Source organism: Hanamia caeni (assembly GCF_003721595.1).
Lineage (GTDB): Bacteria > Bacteroidota > Bacteroidia > Chitinophagales > Chitinophagaceae > Ginsengibacter > Ginsengibacter caeni.
The window spans coordinates 151,762-172,403 of record NZ_RJJR01000004.1 but is presented as its reverse complement, the minus strand read 5'-3'; the positions used below and the strand labels follow the sequence as shown (position 1 = coordinate 172,403).

At 39.2% G+C, this 20,642-nt stretch carries 16 protein-coding genes and 1 tRNA gene; 8 read left to right on the top strand and 9 right to left on the bottom strand.

Features of this window, described 5'->3' with window-relative positions; translation table 11 throughout:
- Positions 1–4: 4 nt before the first annotated feature.
- The 3 genes from EFY79_RS06755 to EFY79_RS06745 form a co-directional block, all read right to left on the bottom strand.
- On the bottom strand, positions 5–727 hold the full coding sequence (locus tag EFY79_RS06755) for an ABC transporter permease subunit (protein ID WP_123119918.1): 723 nt from the start codon (positions 725–727) through the stop codon (positions 5–7).
- 341 nt (positions 728–1,068) lie between these two features.
- On the bottom strand, positions 1,069–1,398 hold the full coding sequence (locus EFY79_RS06750) for a HesB/IscA family protein (RefSeq protein ID WP_123119917.1): 330 nt from the start codon (positions 1,396–1,398) through the stop codon (positions 1,069–1,071).
- A gap of 80 nt (positions 1,399–1,478) precedes the next feature.
- Positions 1,479–2,627, bottom strand: coding sequence for a cysteine desulfurase family protein (locus EFY79_RS06745; protein WP_123120059.1), 1,149 nt, complete (start codon positions 2,625–2,627; stop codon positions 1,479–1,481).
- A gap of 184 nt (positions 2,628–2,811) precedes the next feature.
- On the opposite strand from EFY79_RS06745, the gene EFY79_RS06740 reads away from it, so the two are divergent.
- Both EFY79_RS06740 and EFY79_RS06735 read left to right on the top strand, forming a co-directional pair.
- On the top strand, positions 2,812–3,291 hold the full coding sequence (locus tag EFY79_RS06740) for an NUDIX domain-containing protein (protein WP_123119916.1): 480 nt from the start codon (positions 2,812–2,814) through the stop codon (positions 3,289–3,291).
- Between the two features lie 96 nt (positions 3,292–3,387).
- Positions 3,388–4,107, top strand: coding sequence for an NUDIX hydrolase (locus EFY79_RS06735; protein WP_123119915.1), 720 nt, complete (start codon positions 3,388–3,390; stop codon positions 4,105–4,107).
- Between the two features lie 18 nt (positions 4,108–4,125).
- On the opposite strand, the gene EFY79_RS06730 is transcribed toward EFY79_RS06735, so the two are convergent.
- The gene (locus EFY79_RS06730; RefSeq protein ID WP_148041869.1) at positions 4,126–4,608 is read right to left on the bottom strand and encodes a hypothetical protein; all 483 of its coding nucleotides are present in this window, start codon (positions 4,606–4,608) and stop codon (positions 4,126–4,128) included.
- A 542-nt stretch (positions 4,609–5,150) separates the two neighbouring features.
- Here EFY79_RS06730 and EFY79_RS06725 point away from each other — a divergent pair.
- Positions 5,151–5,606 (top strand): nucleoside deaminase, encoded by a 456-nt coding sequence (locus EFY79_RS06725; protein ID WP_158605167.1) that lies wholly within the window; start codon positions 5,151–5,153, stop codon positions 5,604–5,606.
- A gap of 84 nt (positions 5,607–5,690) precedes the next feature.
- Here the strand turns inward: EFY79_RS06725 and EFY79_RS06720 are convergent, their stop codons facing one another.
- Positions 5,691–6,776, bottom strand: coding sequence for a ScyD/ScyE family protein (locus EFY79_RS06720; protein WP_148041868.1), 1,086 nt, complete (start codon positions 6,774–6,776; stop codon positions 5,691–5,693).
- Between the two features lie 343 nt (positions 6,777–7,119).
- On the opposite strand from EFY79_RS06720, the gene EFY79_RS06715 reads away from it, so the two are divergent.
- Positions 7,120–7,590 carry a hypothetical protein gene (locus EFY79_RS06715; protein ID WP_123119911.1) on the top strand — a complete coding sequence of 157 codons (471 nt, stop codon included), beginning with the start codon at positions 7,120–7,122 and terminating at the stop codon, positions 7,588–7,590.
- A 74-nt stretch (positions 7,591–7,664) separates the two neighbouring features.
- Here EFY79_RS06715 and EFY79_RS06710 read toward each other — a convergent pair.
- Positions 7,665–7,735 (bottom strand) — tRNA-Gln (locus EFY79_RS06710).
- A 239-nt stretch (positions 7,736–7,974) separates the two neighbouring features.
- Between EFY79_RS06710 and EFY79_RS06705 the strand changes: the two genes are divergently transcribed.
- Complete coding sequence (locus EFY79_RS06705; RefSeq protein ID WP_123119910.1) at positions 7,975–8,922, top strand: sugar phosphate isomerase/epimerase family protein; 948 nt, start codon at positions 7,975–7,977, stop codon at positions 8,920–8,922.
- Between the two features lie 91 nt (positions 8,923–9,013).
- Here EFY79_RS06705 and tyrS read toward each other — a convergent pair whose 3' ends face one another.
- Complete coding sequence (gene tyrS / locus EFY79_RS06700) at positions 9,014–10,297, bottom strand: tyrosine--tRNA ligase (RefSeq protein ID WP_123119909.1); 1,284 nt, start codon at positions 10,295–10,297, stop codon at positions 9,014–9,016.
- A 200-nt stretch (positions 10,298–10,497) separates the two neighbouring features.
- Here tyrS and EFY79_RS06695 point away from each other — a divergent pair, with 200 nt between their 5' ends.
- The 3 genes from EFY79_RS06695 to EFY79_RS06685 all read left to right on the top strand — a co-directional run bounded on the left by EFY79_RS06695 (position 10,498) and on the right by EFY79_RS06685 (position 17,774).
- A complete protein-coding gene (locus EFY79_RS06695) occupies positions 10,498–11,601 on the top strand; it encodes a putative type IX sorting system protein PorV2 (protein WP_123119908.1) in 1,104 nt (367 codons plus the stop codon).
- A gap of 18 nt (positions 11,602–11,619) precedes the next feature.
- Entirely contained in the window at positions 11,620–16,686 is a 5,067-nt protein-coding gene (gene porU2 / locus EFY79_RS06690; protein ID WP_123119907.1) for a putative type IX secretion system sortase PorU2, read from the top strand.
- Between the two features lie 92 nt (positions 16,687–16,778).
- Entirely contained in the window at positions 16,779–17,774 is a 996-nt protein-coding gene (locus EFY79_RS06685) for a YpdA family putative bacillithiol disulfide reductase (RefSeq protein WP_123119906.1), read from the top strand.
- Here the strand turns inward: EFY79_RS06685 and EFY79_RS06680 are convergent.
- Together EFY79_RS06680 and EFY79_RS06675 are read right to left on the bottom strand one after the other, a co-directional pair.
- Complete coding sequence (locus EFY79_RS06680; protein ID WP_148041867.1) at positions 17,771–18,064, bottom strand: hypothetical protein; 294 nt, start codon at positions 18,062–18,064, stop codon at positions 17,771–17,773. The genes EFY79_RS06685 and EFY79_RS06680 overlap by 4 nt on opposite strands.
- Before the next feature lie 74 nt (positions 18,065–18,138).
- Positions 18,139–20,529: an alpha-ketoacid dehydrogenase subunit alpha/beta gene (locus tag EFY79_RS06675; RefSeq protein ID WP_123119904.1), complete on the bottom strand. Its 2,391-nt coding sequence runs from the start codon at positions 20,527–20,529 to the stop codon at positions 18,139–18,141.
- Positions 20,530–20,642 lie beyond the last annotated feature (113 nt).

Genomic DNA, 20,642 nt, shown 5'->3' with positions numbered 1-20,642 from the left:
CGGCTTATTTTTTAATTAAAATTTTCTGGGTTGAAAAAAGAAATAAAAATATCACGCTTACAAAATAGACGATATCTCTTGTATCCAGCACTCCGCGGCTTATACTCTGGTAATGAAAATCAATGCCAATCATTTCTATATAATAATCTGCGTTTCCCGAAAAAACAGGAAGTTTACTGATGGCGCTAAATCCAAAATATAAAACGATGCAGGCAAATGCGCTCAATAAAAATGCGATAACCGCATTAGAAGTAAGGCCCGAGCACCATAGCGTAATGGCTGCAAAAACTGATGCCAGGAAAAATAAACCAATATAGCTGCCGGTGATGGCGCCGCTATCAATTCCGCCGGAGGAGGAAAGAGAATGAATAGTAATTATATATAAAAAAGTAGGAATTAAAGCGATTACGATGACAGCAAGTATTGCTACATATTTCCCCCCAACAATTTGCCATTTGGTAAGCGGGCTGGTCTTTAGTGTTTCAAAAGTTCCCGATTTAAATTCATCAGCAAAGCTTCGCATGCCCAGGGCAGGAATTAAAAAGATAAATACCCAGGGGGCCAAATCAAAAAATGAGCTGAGCGTTGCATACCCAAAATCAAAAATATTGCTATCCTTTAATACAAAAAGATAGATAGCATTCACCAATAAAAATAAAATAATAGTAATATACCCTGTCAGGCTACTGAAAAACTGGTAAAATTCCTTTTTAGCAATTGATATCATTCTTATAAACCTGCAATATAAGCGAAGAAAAATAATTAATATTTCCGGCTAAAAGTGCCTTCAAAAAAAAAATTAAAAAAATTTTCAGAAATTTAAGTTAATAGTGCAGCGTTTTAACAAACTTGTTTGTCTCTTTATTGTTAATGTATTGCTTGATTATTTTTTTATTGTTTTCATTCAAAAATTTCCATTAAGTTTTTTTGTTATTATTGTTTGAAAAGCAATCTTTCCAATGTTTTTTAAAAAATATTGGTATCAAAACGAACTGGAATTTTTGCCAAAACGAAATAAAAAAAATCCCTGTGCAACGGGGATTTTTTCATTTAATTTATATTCTAAACTTATACGCTAAAACTCTCACCACAGGCACAACTGCGGCTGGCATTGGGGTTATTAAAATAAAAACCTTTTCCATTAAGCCCATCACTAAATTCAAGAGTAGTATTCACGAGGTATAAAAAACTTTTGAGATCTGTAACTATTTTAATTCCTTTATCTTCAAACTCCTGGTCTTTTGGTTTCAATTCATTTTCAAAATCCATTTTATAGCTCAAACCCGAGCAACCGCCACTTTGCACGCTAACCCGTAAAAAAAATTCAGCAGGAGAAAGATTTTTTTCTTCCATAAGGTTAATTACCCTTTCTTTTGCTTTGTCGCTTATAAAAATCATAAAAGATTCGTTTTAAACATCAAAATTTATCTTGCAAAAATACGCATCCCTTTGCCAAATTTCTACAATCAGCGCTACATTTAACAACCACCAACGGTCAACTGTTGAAATTGCTGAATGGTGAAATCAATCTCTTCTTCAGTAGTAAATCTTCCTAACGCAAACCGTAAGCTAGAAAAGGCGGCTTCATCGGTTAATCCCATTGCTTTTAAAACAAAAGATGGACTTGTCGAGGCGGATGTACAAGCAGAACCTGAGCTTAATGCTATCTGGTGGCTGAATTTTTTCATGATGGCGGCATTATCCGTGTTTTCAAAACTAAGATTGGTAGTATTTGGTAATCTGTGTAACCTGCTTCCATTTACAGATGTTCCCTTAATATTTAATAGCTCTTGCTCTAGCTTGTCGCGCAAATCCGAAATTCTTTGAGTCTCGGCTTTCATGCCCACTTTGCATAGCTCGCAAGCCATTCCTAAACCTGCAATTCCCGGCACATTTAAGGTTCCGCTACGCATGCCCCTTTCATGACCTCCGCCATCTATCTGAGCCACCATTCGCACTTTTGGATTTTTTCTCCGTACATACAAAGCGCCAACTCCTTTTGGGCCATACATTTTATGGGCAGAAAAAGCCATCACATCAATATTATCTTTAATAACATCAACCGGAATTTTACCTACAGCCTGGGTTGCATCACTGAAAAAGAGAATTCTATTTTCTTTTGCGACAGCGCTGATATCCCCGACGGGCTGTATCACCCCGGTTTCATTATTAGCATACATAATAGCAATTAAAATAGTTTCAGGTCTTATATTTTTTTCTAATTCATTTGTATCAATCAGTCCTTCACTATTTACATCAAGGTAAGTAACTTCCGCGCCAAGTTTTTCCAAATGCTTACAGGTATCAAGAACGGCCTTGTGCTCGGTTTTTGCCGTGATGATATGATTTCCTTTTGCGGCATGCATCTCGTAGATACCTTTTAACACCAGGTTGTCAGACTCTGTTGCACCTGACGTGAAAATTATTTCCGAAGGCTCGGCATTTATTAATCCGGCCACCTGCTCTCTTGCAATCTTAACCGCCTCTTCGGCTTGCCATCCAAACACATGGCTGTGGCTGGCAGCATTTCCAAAATATCGCGTAAAAAATGGAATCATTTTTTCCAGCACCCGCTCATCCACCGGCGTAGTAGCATTATTATCAAGATAAATAGGGAAATGGAGCATTTGATTTTTAAACAAAAGTACTTGAAAGGCCTTGAGTGTTTTTCAATAAAAAATTCAATTGGATTAAATTTGAAGTGATTTTTTCCGCGAGCAATTATTTTTATAAAAAATTTCAAGGCCGACGTGGTAGCAATATAAAAATCCACGCTATTTATTCGTTTACTATTAAAGCACAATTTTTAAGATGAAACTGAGTGCAGGCTTTCTTTTTTACAGGATAAAAAATAATATCCCTGAATATTTTTTAGTACATCCGGGCGGGCCGTTTTGGCAAAAAAAGGATACCGGTGCGTGGTCGATACCTAAAGGTGAAATTGAAAAAGAAGAAAATCCTTTTGTGGCTGCAAAGCGTGAGATAGCAGAAGAAACCGGAATTGAAATTACCATTCCGCCAGAAAATTTTATACAATTAAAAGAGGTGATGCAAAATCCTGGCAAAAAAGTGATTGCCTGGGCGGCTGAAACTGATTTTAATTTTGATAAAATAAAGAGCAATTCGTTTGACATGGAATGGCCTCCCAAATCCGGAAAAATCCAATCCTTTGCCGAGGTGGATAAAGGAGAATGGTTTTCGTTTGAAGAGGCAAGAAAGAAAATTTTAGCAGGCCAGGCGCCTTTGCTTGAAGAATTAGCCGAGAAAATAAAATTATCAATTAAGAAATAGGCCGGCGTTCTATAAATTTTATGACTTATTTAAAATCATCCTTTTAGATTCTATAAATTTGACAATTATAATTTTTTATTTCATTAAAAATAAAATATGACTCATTACCCGGGACAAAAACATTACCTGGTAGCTGTGGATGTAATTATTTTCGGCTTTGACGGGGAGCACCTGAAACTTTTACTGATAAAAAGAGGCTTCCAGCCCAAAAGAGGTGAATGGAGCCTGATGGGTGGTTTCGTTCAATCCACCGAAAGCCTGGACGAAGCGGCCAAAAGAATACTTCACCAGCTAACAGGATTGTATGGGGTGTACCTGGAGCAACTGCAAACATTCGGCCACCCTGACCGCGACCCGATTGAACGGACTTTTAGTGTGACCTATTTTGCGCTTATTGATATTCATAAATACCAGCGCCAGATAAGTACTCAATATAATGCAGGGTGGTTTTCTTTCAATAATGCACCCAACCTTATTTTTGACCATACACAAATGGTGAAGCTTGCCCGAACCAATTTACGATATAAGGCTTCTCTTCACCCTATATTATTTGAATTGCTGCCTGAAAAATTTACGATGCCGCAATTGCATGATTTGTACGAAGACGTATATGCGGCCACATTTGACAAAAGGAATTTTAGCCGCAAAGTGCTTTCTACCGGGCTTTTAGTTAAACAAAAAGACAAGGATAAATCATCTTCAAAAAAAGGAGCCTTTTATTACAAACTGAACAAAAAAAATTACATCACCAATTTTCACGCCTTCCTTAATTTCATTCCAAACCCTGACCATCTGATTCAAAATCCACATCAATAGTAGCTGATTTGAATTATCTTAAAAATTTGCCTGTCCATCAACGCCGGCAATAGTGGCATTAATTTTTTGGCTGCTTTTTACTTTAATATAAAAATGACGGCCTTGCGCGGTCATCTGGCCCCGCAAGTATAAAAATGAATTATTATTTTGTAATGCTCCAGCACCGGAATATCTTCCTACACCAACAGAGCCATATTGAAAACCAATGGGTCCGTCGGGAATAAGAGGATTGTCAAATTTCATGCGGATATTAATATCAAAGGCTGGCCGGTAATTTTTGGAGCCAAAGGTATAAGTGGTAATAAAAAATCCGGCGGAATCAACGGTTTGTTGAAAACCGGTTAAAAATATTTTGGTGCGGTTTTCCTTATCAATAATAATCGTACCTGTGAACACCGAATCCGGATTTGAGACGGCAAACTGCTTTTCATTTTCCTGGATTTGTTGGGCGCTTGCTGCTAATGAGCCGAATCCAAATAAAAGCAACATTAAAAATTTCATTTTCATAAAATTTATTTTTGAACGGATAGTATAAAGCTATGATAAATATTTGCCCGCGCAAGCAATGCAGAAAATTGCTGTAATAAAAAAGCAACATTTGACATTTTGATTATCAATGTTGCTTAAAGAAAAAACTAAGATGGCTTTTCGCATTATCGCCTACATAAAATGAGTTATTGAGAAAACAAAAGAAGCAATGGCAGCGCTTGAAATAAAAGCCAGTCCTGCAACTTCAGCTCTTGTAAATGTAAATATGTGTTTCATAACTTTACGTTTTAATGGTGATTGTTGCAGATATGACTTATAAATGTTTTTGAAGTTTAATGTAAACTAATCAGTAAGACTTTTTTAGTTTGAATTACAGCCAATTGAATTTTTTACAGACTACAGTAGAGCAATAAATTTTAAAGATTTTTATTTTCACAGCAGCATAACGGTGATGGATATACGAATAATTATGCGGGGTAAGGAAAATTTAAAACCAGGAAATAATAAGCCACAATAAAAAAGAATTCTAATTTTATACCAATAAAATAATGGCTATGGAAGACGATGAAAAATATATGAAACACTGCCTCCAGTTAGCTGAAGAAGCGCTGAAAAATGGGGACCCTCCTGTTGGCGCTATCCTGGTTCTTGGCGCAACAATATTAGGAGAAGGAGTGGAATCAGGGAAAAGTTCAGGTGATATCACCAACCACGCGGAGATTATCGCCATCAGGAATGCTATTACCAATGGATTTAGAAAAGATTTATTAAAAGCAAAATTATATACCACGCATGAGCCGTGTATGATGTGTTCGTATGTAATTCGTCATCATCATATTCCCGAAATTATTTTTGGAGTTTCTGTTAAATACACAGGAGGCTATACTTCTTCATTCAACATACTGGCTACAGAAAAAGTTCCTAAATGGGGTAAAAAGCCAACGGTAACGGGGGGCATTTGCAAAGAAGCCTGTGAGGCACTTAATAAAAAATTTAATCCCGCTGAATAAAAAATTCAGCATTTTTATATTTTAGAAAACAAAAGCAGGCCGCATTTCTACAACCTGCTTTTTCTTTTTGCAAGCCTTGTTATTTTAATAATAAGTTACTTTTAAAACAGAGCCGTCTCCAAGAGAGGTAACATACCATGTATAAGAATCCACCTGTTTGATCCCAACGGGTTGGTTCAGGCCTTGAGCAAGCACTTCGGAATCAGTTCCGTTTACCCAAATTAAAGCGCCGGAATTTGGAGCATACTCCGTAGCAAGACTGAATGAGGAGGCAAACTGAACCACTATATGTGTTGAAAAATGGCCTTCTGCCTGGTCAACAAGCATTGTGAAACCTTTTTGATAAACCGATACCTGCCCTGACATTGACACCCGGTAAACAATCGCCTGCCCGGAAGGAAAAGGGAAACCGGTTAAAGTAGTTACCAAAAAATCTTTGCCGTCAAACTTGATGGAAGTAGGCACAGGCTGAACAAACGGGCCTCCTATACCTGCCCCTCCATTAAATAACGGGTTTGGAATTGCAGGAATTTCGGCAAGAATTGAGTAATTGTTTGGCCCTTTGCGATGTACAATAGCATTAGCCCCCGCATCGCTGATATAGAGGTCCCCATCGGGGCCTTTGGTGAGATTATATGGATGCGAATCATTTTCCGGATTGTTTGGGGAAGGAATCGCTGAGATCACAGCAGCAACATTTTCGGATGGAAGACTCGTGGCGTCCATGGGTTTATCGCCAGGGTTCCAGTGCGAAACATTCGCCATATATAAGTGGTCGCCTGATAAAACGTATAGTGTATTTCCATCCAATAAAATGTGTACTGTACCCTGTAATTGATGTGAGTGAACATTTTGATAGGTTTCCAGATTTACGATTGCATCATACTGTTTGCCACTTTTAGTTATTACCACAACTTTCCCATTGTCGTTATGGGTTCCCAATTTAGGATCTGGCGGTGTACGGAATGAGCCACTTTCTGATACCCATATATTTCCGCGGTGATCCACATCAACGCCCATTGGCCCGGCAAGGCCCGTGGCCACGGTTTGTATTTCAAGCTTTGGCACATCATGTCCTTTGCTGCAACCTGCGAACATAATAAAAACCGCAGCTACAACCACTAACATCGGAATTTTCCGATTAAAACCATTCATTCTAAAATGTTTCATATTATTATATTTTATTGTGAAAATTTCTAAATAAAAAGGTATTACCCAAAATATCCGGGATGAAATATTAGCAAGAACAGCGTTGTAGATAGGTTTTATGAGAAAGAATTCAGGGCCGAAATTCAAATTTGCACGAACACAATATCCGGAAATTTGCCAGACCGTGAATTACTGGCAAAATTAACGGATTTAGAAATTGTTTTCTATTTTTTCTTAAAAAAAACCGGGTGATCCCGCGATTTTTTTTTAATAAATACGCAATGCAACTTCTTATCATTTAACCGCCAAGGGCTGGAAGCGCTAAGAAAGCTATTTTTGCAAAAATTATTTTAATAGTAATTGAATGTATCCTGAAGCTTTAGCTCTTCATTCTCTGGTTCGGTGGCTCGTGTTAATTAGCCTGCTCTTTGGTGTATACAGGGGTTTCAAAGGTTGGTTCGGAAATTATCCGTTTTCCCCGTTTGATAACGGGGTGAGAAAATGGGCTGCAATTATCGCGCAAATTCAGTTGGTAATCGGGATCACATTGTATTCCATAAGTCCACTGGTTCGTTATTTTCTTCATCATTTCAGAACGGCATTACCCGAAAGGGAAGTTCGTTTCTTCGGCATGGAGCATGCGGTGGTGATGGTAGCAGCAATAGTGGTTATCACAATTGGTTCAATAAAATCCAGGCGCAAAAAGACTTCCAGGGAAAAATATAAAACGATGGCGATCTGGTATTCTATTGGATTGTTAATGATACTTTCTTCAATGCCATTGCCATTTTCTCCACCCCCATTCGTAAGAAGGCCGTTTTTTAGAGCTTTCTGATGGTAAGAGCAACCTGACAATTGCAAAAAATCTAAAAAAAAGCCTTTCAAACACGCTGTTTAAAAGGCTTTCGGTTGTCCCACGAGGATTCGAACCTCGACAGACAGAATCAAAATCTGTTGTACTACCTTTATACTATGGGACAAAGGAGTGCAAAAGTAACCTTATTCAATAAAATTTCAAAGACAGAGGTTTAGATTTTTTACAGTAAACGGGCAAATATTTAAATATTAAATTTTCAAAAAAACGGATTCTTTCTTCCGGCTTTATTGTTAGTTAATAATTGAAATCCCTCCGCAAACATAGAAAGATGAAAAATCCGGTAGCAATAAAAACAAATATATTTGTCTTATAAAATTCAATCATTTAAAAATCTTCATTACCATGCATAATAATTTTGAATCCGGTTACAATCGCTCGCGCCGTTCTTTTTTACAAAAAAGTTCTGTGGCTGCATTAGGAATGCTTTTGGCACGTCCTGCGTCGTGGGCTCAATCTTTTAATTTTTTAAAAAATCCTGATTCAAAATTCTTTGGGGTTCAAATAGGCGTAATTACCTATTCGTACCGAAGTATGCCTCATGATGTAAATCAACTTTTAAAATACATTGTAGACAGCGGCATCAGCGCTATCGAACTAATGGGAGATTCCGTAGAGCAATATGCCGGCAAGCCTGCAGACAAAGATAAAGTGGCCGCATGGCGCGCTACTGTTCCAATGGATAAATTTGAAGAGATAAAAAAAATGTATAAAAAGGCCGGAGTAAGCATTTATGCTTTTAAACCGGACGCTTTGGGCACAAAAAATTCAGATGCAGAAATTGAATACGCCCTGAGAGCAGCCAAGGCACTTGGCGCCAATGCTGTTACCGTGGAGCTTCCCAGGGATCCCGCACAATCAGAGCGATTGGGAAAGCTGGCAGCCAAACACAAAATTTATATCGGTTACCATGCTCACACACAGGCAACTGATACCGCATGGGATACAGCTTTGAGCCAATCTCCCTACAACTCAATGAATCTTGATTGCGGCCATTATATTGCTGCAGGCGGAAATAATACAAAAGAATCTTTACTGGAATTGATTAAATCACGGCACGACAGAATCACTTCTTTGCATATTAAGGATAGAAAAACCAAAGAGAACGGCGGCGACAACTTGCCCTGGGGAGAAGGCGATACCCCAATTAAAGAAATCCTCAACCTGCTTAAAGAAAAAAAATATAAAATTCCGGCCAGCATCGAACTGGAATATAAAATTCCTGAGGGTTCAGATGCGGTGAAAGAGGTAAAAAAATGTTTGGATTTTGCGAAGCACGCTTTAGGCGCGTAAGCAAAAACAGCATGATGAGCCAACGCTCTAACAGAGCTGAAAGTCAGGCGTGATGAAGAAACAAGAAATTGGGTAGCATTTAATTGCTAAATCAAACCACCTTTAATAAATAATAATTTTTCTTCCCTTTTTGAATCAGCAAGTATTTATTGTTCAGAAGGCGGCCTGCATTTAATTTTTCATCTATAGCTTCTACCTTTTCTTTATTGACAAAAATGCCCCCACCGGCAAGCATTTTTTTTGCTTCGCCTTTGCTCGGCAATATTTTTGTTTCCGCTAAAAGCGTAACCAAATCAATTTCTTGCAATCTTGATTTTTCCAATTCTACTGTAGGCACTCCTTCCATCACCTGAAGCAACTGTTCCTCATTGAGCTGTTTTAAAATTTCAGCAGTGTCGTTATTAAATAAGATAGAAGAAGCTTTTACGGCAAATTCATAATCCTGGCGCGAATGAACAAAACAAGTCAACTCTTCGGCCAGCTTTTTCTGCAATATACGCTGGTGTTCATTGCCTTTATGTTGCGCTGCGAGTTCTGAAATTTCCTTTTCCGTCAGGAAGGTAAACACTTTTAAAAACCGTTCTGCGTCAGCATCGGCGGTATTCAACCAAAACTGGTAAAAGGTGTAAGGCGAAGTTTTAGAGGCATCAAGCCAGATATTTCCTTTTTCTGATTTGCCAAATTTGCTGCCATCGGATTTGGTCAGCAAAGGGCAGGTAAATGCAAACGCTTCGCCACCTGCCTTTCTGCGAATAAATTCGGTGCCGGTAGTGATATTTCCCCACTGATCACTTCCGCCAAACTGAAGCTTGCAGTTTTTATGCTGATAAAGCCAGTAAAAATCATAACCCTGAATTAACTGATAGGTAAATTCGGTAAAGCTCATTCCATTATCCCCCTCAAGCCGCTTCTTTACGCTATCTTTCGCCATCATATAATTAACGGAAATAAATTTTCCCGCATCGCGGATGAAATCCAAAAAAGTGATGTCCTGGAACCAGTCGAAATTATTTACCAATTCCGCTGCATTAGGCACATCCGAGTTGAAATTAAGAAAATGCGATAATTGTTGCTTGACTGCCGCCACATTCTTATCAAGCACTTCTTTGCTTAATAAATTACGCTCTTCACTTTTGCCTGACGGATCGCCGACCATGCCGGTGGCGCCACCCACGAGTGCTATAGGCTTATGTCCGAATTTTTGCAAATGCACCAATACCACAATAGGTATAAGGCTTCCTATATGAAGGCTGTCTGCTGTAGGATCAAAACCAACATACGCAGTAACCGGCTCTTTAGTTAATTTCTCTTCAGTTCCCGGAATAATGTCCTGGATAAGGCCTCGCCATCTCAATTCTTCAATTAAATTTTTCATACTTTATATAAAAAGGAGTGCAAAAATAAAAAACCTTATGGCGGAAGCCTTAATTTTTGCATTTTAATTTTTAAGAAGAAAGAATGGGATAGTTTTACTTAATTTTATCCGTAGAAACCAGACTATGCAATATTAGGATAGTGATGTCCGTTTAATTTTTGCCCAAATTTGCACTTAAAATAAATACCTTACCATTCCCAATGAGAATTCCAACCTTAGTATCCATACTGTTGCTTGTACTGCTTCCTTGTTTGGGATTTACCCAATTCCGGAAATATTCCAATGAATTTTTAAATATCGGCGCAGGCGCCAGAGGGCTTGGCATGGGTGGGGCACAGGCTGCGTCAGTAAACGATGGAACCGCCGGCTACTGGAACCCTGCCGGACTTGTAAGCGTTCAGGATATGCCGAATATCAACCTGATGCACGCCAGCTATTTTGACAACATAGGTAAATACGATTATGCAAGTGTTGCTATTCCTGAAGTGGATAATAAAAGAGTAATCGGTTTTTCGTTGCTTCGTTTTGCAGTAGACGATATTCCGAATACACTGTTTCTTGTAGAACCCGATGGAAGCATTAATTATGGCAACATCACCACATTTTCTTCAGCAGACTATGCATTTCTTTTTTCCTATGCACAAAAAATCAGGGATGATGACGATTTGAAAATGAGTTTTGGCGCTAACGCAAAAGTGATTTACAGAAAAGTGGGCCATTTTGCCAATGCGTGGGGATTTGGTCTTGATGCGGGTTTTAAAATGCAAAAAGACAGATGGTCGCTTGGCATTGTAGCCAAAGACATTACCACCACGTTTAATGCGTGGTCTTTTCATTTTAATGAAAAAGAAAAGGAAGTTTTATACCTGACCGATAATGATATTCCTGTAAAATCGACTGAACTTACCGCCCCGCGCTTAACCATCGGCAATTCTTATAATTTCCGATTAGGTTCATCAGTTGACTTATTAGCCGAAGCCGACTTAGACTTCACATTTGATGGCAGACGAAACAATTTAATCAGCACCAACGGACTGAATATAGACCCCCACGCCGGAGTGGAAGCTTCCATAAAAAATGTATTTTTTGTAAGGGCGGGTATTTCCAACTTTCAGCAGGCACTGGCGGATGGAGATACCACCAACCAAAAAAAAGTATGGATATTTCAGCCAAGTCTTGGTGCGGGTTTCAAAATCAATAATATCCAGATTGATTATGCATTTACTAACCTGGCAAACCAATCCAATCCGCTGTATACTCATATATTTTCTTTAAAAATTGATTTGGGAAAAAAAGAAAACTAACGGCAATTAAATCAAAGTATGAAAAAGTTTCTCATCATAATTTTTGTATCAATCACAGGAATAGCGAATGCTCAAACCTTTTCCAACAGTTGGATCGACTATAGTAAAACCTATTACAAATTTAAAGTAGGCGCCAATGGGTTGTATCATATTAGCCAGGCCACACTTAATTCAATCGGATTAGGAAACACCCCCGCTGAACAATTCCAACTTTGGCGCAATGGGAAGCAGGTAACTATTTATACCACTTCATCCAATGGCCCGCTTGCAGAAGGCGGATATATTGAGTTTTGGGGAGTTATGAATGACGGCAAACCCGATACCAAATTATACCGCGTTGCAGATTTTCAATTATGTGATCAAACGAGCCTGCAAACAGATACCGCTTCCTACTTTTTAACCACCAGTGAACAAGGAAATAATGCAAGATTTTCTGACGTGCCTAATCCGGTTTCCTCAAACACGTTAGCTCCTGAGCCTTATTTTATGAATAAAAAGGCTAATTATTTCAAATCACAATTAAATCCCGGCTATGCTTCTGTTGTGGGCAGCTATGTGTACTCGTCTTCGTATGATATTGGAGAAGGCTGGACAAGCGCTGATATTTATCCTTCACGCCGTCTTCAGGCCAGCTTCAATAACAATAATATTTATACCGCTGGGCCGGGTTTTTCTTTAAAATTCGCGGCAGTAGGCAGCGCAGTCAATGACAGAAATGTAAGAGTAAAAATTTTTAATACAGTTGTGGACGAGCAACACATGCCTTATTTCACCTACATAAAGAAAGAATTGAAAAACCTGCCGATGAGTTATTTAACCGACCTAAATAACATCCAGGTATTTTTTGAAAACACTTCCACCGTTACCACGGATAGAATGGTGGTGGCTTTTGATGAAGTAACGTATCCAAGCAAATGGATATTCAATAATCAAACTAATTTTTATTTTGAATTACCCGCAACCGAAAAGGGAAATTATTTGGTTATCGACCAGTTTAAATATGGCTCTGCAGCGCCTGTTTTGCTTGATTTTACTGCCAACAAAAGATACACAGGCGATATAACCACGCCGGGAAAAGTAAAATTCGCTTTGCCGCCCTCAGCAGATACGGTGAGAAAATTTGTGTTGGTAAGCGAAGACCCTTCTGCAATTACCAACATTTCAAAACCTGAAAAACGCGAATTTGTAAATTATACTGCATCGGCTAACCAGGGGGATTATCTTATTATCACAAATCCGATTTTGTTTACAAGCTCGTCAGGAAGCAACTATGTGGATTTGTATAGTCAATACAGGCATTCGTCGCAGGGCGGTGGCTATAATACTAAAATCATTGACATTAACCAGTTAGAAGACCAATTTGGCTATGGAGTTAAAAAACACCCGTCTTCTATTAAAGATTTTATACAATATGCTACTAACACTTTTTCAATTAAGCCAAAATATGTTTTTCTGATAGGCAAAGGAATTGAATATGATCAGTACACAGTCAAACAAAGCAGCCAATATGCCGACAGGCTAAATCTTGTGCCCACATTTGGCGCTCCGGCTTCAGATGTACTATTAGTGTCACCGTATGGAAGCATAGTTCCTTCTGTTGGCGTCGGACGACTCTCAGCAATTACCGGTGATGAAGTTGCAAATTATCTTGAAAAGGTAAAGACGTATGAGCAGGCCTATAAGTCAACAAACCAGTCTCTTGCTGACAAGTTATGGATGAAAAAGGTGATTAATATCGTCGGAGGCAAGGATAGCTCAGATAATGATCTATTTGGCTACTACATGAACCTCTATAAAGATATTATTGAGGATACACTTTATGGAGCAAACGTAGAGACTTTTTCAAAATCATCGAGCGCCGCCGTACAATTAATAGCCAGCCAGCGCATCAGCGATTTATTTAAAAGCGGCATAAGTATGGTGAACTATTTTGGGCATTCTTCTTCTAACATTCTTGAATTTAATTTAAGCGATCCTTCAGAGTATGATAATGAAGGCAGGTATCCATTCTTTTTTGTAAGCGGCTGTACCGCGGGAAATAATTACATCTACGATTCTCTTCGGATTATCAATAATTCAAAATCTATCTCTGAAAATTTTGTATTGTCCAAACAACGCGGCAGTATTGGTTTTTTGGCGAGTTCACATCTTGGTATCCCGCCGTATTTAAACAATTACAACATTCAAATGTTTCACCAGTTAAGCGGTACAAATTATGGGAAACCCGTTGGCGATGATATCCGGAATACCATTGAAAAACTTGGCGGCAATAATCCTTCCCTTGATTTTTTCACCAGGATGCATCTGGAAGAAATGGCATTGCATGGCGATCCTTCTATCATCATCAATCCGCAGCCTAAACCGGATTATGTGGTTGAGGACCAAAACATCATCCTAAATCCGCAGTTTATTTCAGTATCTGAAAGTAATTTCACTTTAAAGGCAAGGGCATTTAATATTGGAAGAGCAATTGATGATTCTATTGTTTTTGAAGTAAAAAGGACTTATCCAAATGGCAATAGTGAAAGTATTTTAAAGAAAAAAATTAAAGCAATTTATTATTCTGATTCCATTGAAATTACGGTACCTATTATTTCAACCAGGGACAAAGGCCTTAATAAAATAACCGTAACAATAGATGCCACAAACAAAGTGGATGAGATGTCAGAAACCAATAATTCGGTTACCAAAGAGTTTTTTATTTATGAAGATGAGGCCCGGCCGATTTTTCCCGCTGACTTTGGAATAGTAACTAATGCAAATCAAAAATTATATGCTTCTACTTCCAATGCAGTGGCCACAGCAAAGGATTATGTGATGGAAATAGATACGACTTTGTTATTTAATTCTCCTTTTAAGATTTCAAAAACAGTGAATCAGCCAGGGGGAGCACTGGAGTTTGACCCAGGTTTGTCTTTTAACGACAATACAGTTTACTATTGGAGAGTAGCTGTTAAACCGGCTTCCGGCGTGGCTTCTGATTATCGTTGGAATGGCGCATCCTTTATTTATCTTGCCAACAGCACGGGTGGCGCTAACCAGTCTCATTATTACCAACAGCTTTATTCAGATACGCAGCACGTTCATCTCGACAGTTCCAGGCTATGGCATTTTGGGAAAGTCAACAATTTCCTGGAATCAAGGAATGGCGTTTTTCCCACTGCGTCCTCTGCAGGATCGGATTGTATTGCCGGAATCAATGGAGTGACCTTTTCTGCCGGCATTTGCCCGAATGGCACAAACAATGTCATCATTTTTAACGTCGTAAATAATGTAACTTTAAAAGCATGGAGCAACACACTTAATTTACCGGGGTTAAGCGGAAGCTTATCTACCTGCATCCCCGCAAGGCAACCAAATTTTGCCTATGATGTTTCCACTTCTTCGGGCAGAGTAGCAGCGATGAGATTTATGGATTCAATTCCGGATAACTTTTTTGTGTTTGTAAGAAATATCACCGGCCCTGATTCAACTGCTGACGTTTTTGCAAATAAGTGGCAGGCTGATACCAGCTTTTTGGGATCGGGCAATTCACTTTATCACAAACTAAAATCCCAGGGTTTTGTGCTGATTGATTCTTTTTACCGGCCAAGGGCTTTCTCTTTTATTTACCAAAAGAACAATCCTGAATTTGGTCCAGGCTTTGCATTTACCAAAGGAATTTCAGACGTGCTTGATTTCAGAAGGCCTTTTGTAACAACTGATACACTCGGCTTTATTACCTCCCCAAAATTTGGCCCTGCAGCCTCCTGGAAAGAAATGCACTGGAGAGGCAAAAGCCTTGATAATTCTCAAGGTGATAATCCTTCAGTTCAAATAATTGGTATTGATACTCTTGGTAATTCGACAACTCTTTTCAACGTTAATAAAGCGCAGCAGGATGTTGATATTTCATCGGTGAATGCCTCCAAATACCCTTACATCCAATTAAAAATGCGCAATGCTGACAGTTTGAATTTTACACCCTATCAACTTTCCTATTGGCGCTTAAATTACCAGGCGCCGCCTGAAGGAGCGCTGGCGCCGCAGGTTTATTTCAAATCGAAAGATACGCTTGAGCAGGGAGAGATTCTTCATTTTGGTATTGCGTTTAAAAATATCAGCCTGTATTCTTTTGACAGCATCAAAGTAAAACTGAATATTATTGATAACAACAATGTCACCCATGTGCTTAATGTACCCACTCAAAAGCCGCTGATAGCAGGTGACACGATCAAATTGAATTATGACATTGATACGAAAAATTTCCGCGGCTTAAACACCCTCTTTGTAAACTTTAATCCCGACAACGACCAGCCGGAGCTGAATTTGTTTAATAATTTCCTTTACCAGAATTTTTATGTAAAATATGACAATTACAATCCTACTATGGATGTCACATTTGATGGCGTACATATTTTGAATAAAGACATTGTGTCTGCTCGGCCGCACATCATAATTAAACTGAAAGATGAAAATAAATCCTTAGCACTGAACGATACCTCGCTTTTAAAAGTTCAAATTCAAAGTCCGGATGGCTCCATTCGCGCCTATCGGTTTGATAACAACACGATGAGATTTACACCCGCAAACCTGGCTACCGGGGAAAATACGGCTACAATAGACTTAACGCCCGAATTAAGCGGCGAGGATGCGGAATATGAGCTAATAGTATCTGGAAAGGATGTGGTTGGAAATGAGGCAGGAAGAATTGATTATCACATAGACTTCAGGGTGATCAGCAAACCGATGATTTCTAACATGATGAACTATCCGAATCCGTTTACTACTTCCACGGCGTTTGTTTTCACCATCACGGGCGCACAGGTGCCACAGAATATCCGGATTCAAATTCTGACCATCACAGGAAAAGTAATCAGGGAAATTACTCAAAATGAATTAGGGCCGCTGCATATCGGCAGAAATATCACAGATTTTAAATGGGATGGCACAGACATGTATGGGCAACCAGTGGCGAATGGTGTGTATTTATACAGGGTACTTACCAACTTAAACGGCCATTCGATGGATAAGTTTAAGGACGCTGATGACAATACTGATAAATTTTTCACCAAAGGCTATGGCAAAATGTATTTGATGAGGTAGGATAGATTTTTTCATTTTAAAAGCCACTTTTCCGGTGGCTTTTTTTTTGCCCAGTTGATAAAACAAAATTTTAATAAATAACTTCGTTTACTATGAAATCGAAAGAAAACGAACCTTATGATGTAGTCATAATAGGTGGAGGCCCGATTGGGCTGGCCTGTGGCATCAGGGCAAAAAAAGCCGGGCTTAAGTATGTAATATTGGAAAAAGGCGTGCTGGTAAATTCATTATACAATTATCCGGTAAACATGACTTTTTTCAGCACAAGCGAACGGTTGGAGATTGGCGGAGTGCCTTTTGTAAGCAACAATAACAAACCCACCCGCAGTGAAGCGTTGGAATATTACAGGAGGATTGTCACTTCGTTTGACCTCAATATCCATTTATTTGAAAAAGTGACTGCCGTTAAAAAATCGGGTAAAAATTTTAAAATACAAACTTCAAAAAGCGAATATAAAAGCCTGAACATAGTGATGGCAATGGGCTTTTACGACATTCCCTACCTGCTGGATGTGAAGGGTGAACAGCTTCCAAAAGTGAAACATTATTATGACGACCCGCACTATTATGCTTTTCAAAAAGTATTAGTGGTTGGCGCAGCCAATTCGGCCATTGATGCGGCACTGGAAACCTGGCGAAAAGGCGCTATAGTTACGATGGTAATAAGAGGCGATAAAATCAGCGACAGGGTAAAATATTGGGTGAAACCAGATATTGAAAACCGGATAAAAGAAGGGTCGATTAAGGCGTACTTTAATTCTGAAATAAAAGAAATAAGGGAACACGAAGTGGACATTCAAACTCCCGAAGGCACCGTTACCGTTGAAAATGACTGGTTGCTGGCCATGACGGGTTATAAGCCCAACCTGGAATTTTTGCAGCAAAGCGGTATTAAAATTTCTGAGGATGATGTTTGTAAACCCGATTATAATGAAAAAAATTATGAAACTAATGTAAAAGGTATTTACCTGGCCGGGGTAATGTGCGGAGGGCTAAATACGCACCGGCTTTTTATCGAAAATTCACGGGTGCATGCTCAAAAAATTATACAAGATATTGTGGCAAAAAGAAAGAAGGCAAAATCTTAGGATTTGTTGCTTCGTTCCCGTTGAATGATAGCATGATATTTTTTTTCATTATTTACATAGATAAAATGTGTGCAGAAAAAACCAATCAGCAATGCGGCGCCCATCAATAAGTAAATAAAATTTGGTCCACCTGTATTCCACAGGTTGGTAAAAAGCTTTAGCAAAAAAAACATAACTAAAAAAGAAACAACACTCCAGCCCATAGTAAATAGCAGGTAATATTTCCAACGCGGGCCACTTTTTTGGTCGCGCCATTGTTCCATAAAACGTCTTTCAGCATTTGTGATCATTCAAATATTAATTTTTTAATAGCCTGCGTTAGATTTTTAATTTCTGGCAGTAAAGCCGGAAATATTACTAATTTTTATTCTGCCATCATTTCCTGAGCGATGCTGATTATATCGTCTTCGTTAGGTTTGCTGAAATAATCCCCGTCGCTTCCGTAGGAAGGCCTGTGCTCTTTAGCTGTAAGTGTTCGTGGTGAAGTATCAAGCCATCGATATCCCCCCTGCTTTTCCATTACGTGATTAAACATGAAAGCCGAGGCGCCGCCGGGAACATCTTCATCCACAAAGAGAATCCGGTTTGTTTTCTTTAATGATTCCAGAATTTTATGCTGCAGATCGAAAGGCAACAAAGTTTGAACATCTATTACTTCGCAACTAATGCCCATTTTATCCAGTTTTTGTACTGCTTGCAGGATAATTCTCAATACAGAGCCATAAGAAACGATTGTTATATCTGTTCCTTCTTTTAGTATTTCCGGAATCCCCAGGGGTACTCTATAATCTAATAAATTCACTGGTAATTTTTCCTTTAGCCGGTATCCATTTAAACATTCAATAATTATGGCCGGGTCGTTGCTCATTAACAGGGTATTATACATACCCACTGCCTGCGTCATGTTTCTCGGCACACATACGAACATTCCGCGAAGTGAATTGATAATCATCCCCATCGGCGAACCGCTGTGCCAGATTCCTTCAAGCCTGTGGCCCCTGGTACGCACAATAAGCGGAACACTTTGCTGGCCTTTAGTCCTGTAATGGGTAGTGCAAACATCATCGCTAAGGGGTTCAAGGGCAAAAAGCAAATAATCAAGATATTGGATTTCTGCAATAGGCCTTAATCCCCGTAATGCGAGCCCTATTGCCTGCCCCATAATTGTAAGTTCCCTTATGCCTGTGTCAAAAATTCGTTCTTCCCCATATTTCGCCTGCAATCCGCTAAATCCCTGGTTCACATCCCCAATCCGGCCGATATCTTCTCCAAACGCGATTACCCTTTTATCAGTAGCAAACAAAGCATCAAAATATCTGTTCAATACTTCAAAACCATTTACGAGCTCTGCCTCCTGTGGGATAATCACGGGCACTTTTTCAACTTTCAATGCAGATTTTGGGCCTTCGTTGTAGAGGTAAGAATTGAATATCTCTTCATTTTTCTTTTTTAGCTTCTCATAAAAATCTTTTACTTCATTTATTGGGTCTGCAGGAGAGGCCGATTGAATTATAGAGGCAAGAGCAGTCATTACATCTCTTCGCAAAGGCTCACGCAGAGATGACAGTTCTTTAATCGCTTTGTGAACTTCCTGTTTATTTTGTGTCCGAACAGCATAGGTTTCCAGCAATTGCAAGGTTGCAGCAACTTCTTCTTTAATCGGCGAAATATATTTATTCCATGCGCTTTGGCGTGCTGCCTTTACAACGTGTTTAGCATTGTTTTCAATTTCATTCAATTCGTCATCATCAGCAAGTGAGTTGGCGATAATCCAATCGCGCATTTGTTTTTTTGCATCCCATTTTTTTTCCCATTCCAGCCGCTCCCGGCTTTTATAACGTTCGTGGCTGCCCGAAGTAGAATGTCCCTGGGGCTGTGTAAGCTCGTCGACATGAAACAAGGCGGGCACATGAGTTTCGCGGATATTCCGGATAGCTTCATCAAGAATTTCACACATTCCTGCATAGTCCCATCCCTTCAGTCTATATATATTAATACCGTTAGAATCGTCTTTTTTTTGCAATCCTGACATTGCCTTTGAAATGGAGCCTTTGGTGGTTTGGTATTCCTTTGGAACCGAAATTCCATAACCATCGTCCCAAACAAATACGGCAAGTGGCACCTGTAAAACGCCCGCGGCATTCATAGTTTCCCAAAAATGGCCTTCTGAGGTAGCAGCATCGCCAATAGTGCAAAAGCAAACTTCGTTTCCATTATGGCTCAAGTCAGTAAGGTCGCGAAGAATCTCCACATCTCTAAACACCTTCGAAGCAAAAGCAAGTCCGAGCGCACGGGGCATCTGGCCGGAAGTAGGCGCTATATCAGAAGAAATGTTTTTTTTGTTTGCCAGGTCTGCCCAATTTCCCTCCTCATCTACAAAGCGGGTTGCAAAATGAGAATTCATTTGCCTACCTGCGCTGAAGGGGTCATTGTTTAGATCCGGGTCGGCATATAGCTGCGCAAAAAACTGTTCTATAGTTGCCATTCCGCCTGCGAACATAAAAGTCTGATCCCTGTAGTAGCCAGCCCTGAAATCGCCGGGCATAAAATATTTTGCCATTGCCACCTGGGCTACTTCTTTGCCACCCCCGAAAATTCCAAATTTCGCTTTGCCTGTAAGCACCTCTTTCCTGCTTAGCAGGCTCGTTTCACGGCTTTCGCATACCACTCTATAATCCTTCAGCACTTCTTCCTTAAACTTTTCAAACGAAAGATTGTCCAGGATGGTTTCTTCAACGATTTGATTGGTATCCATACGCACAAAAGTATTAATAATGAATGATGAATGTTAAAAATCCTGAAACGCAGCCACAATTTGCAACCTTATATGGCGTTTTAGTATCTTTGAAACCGTATTATTGAAATAAT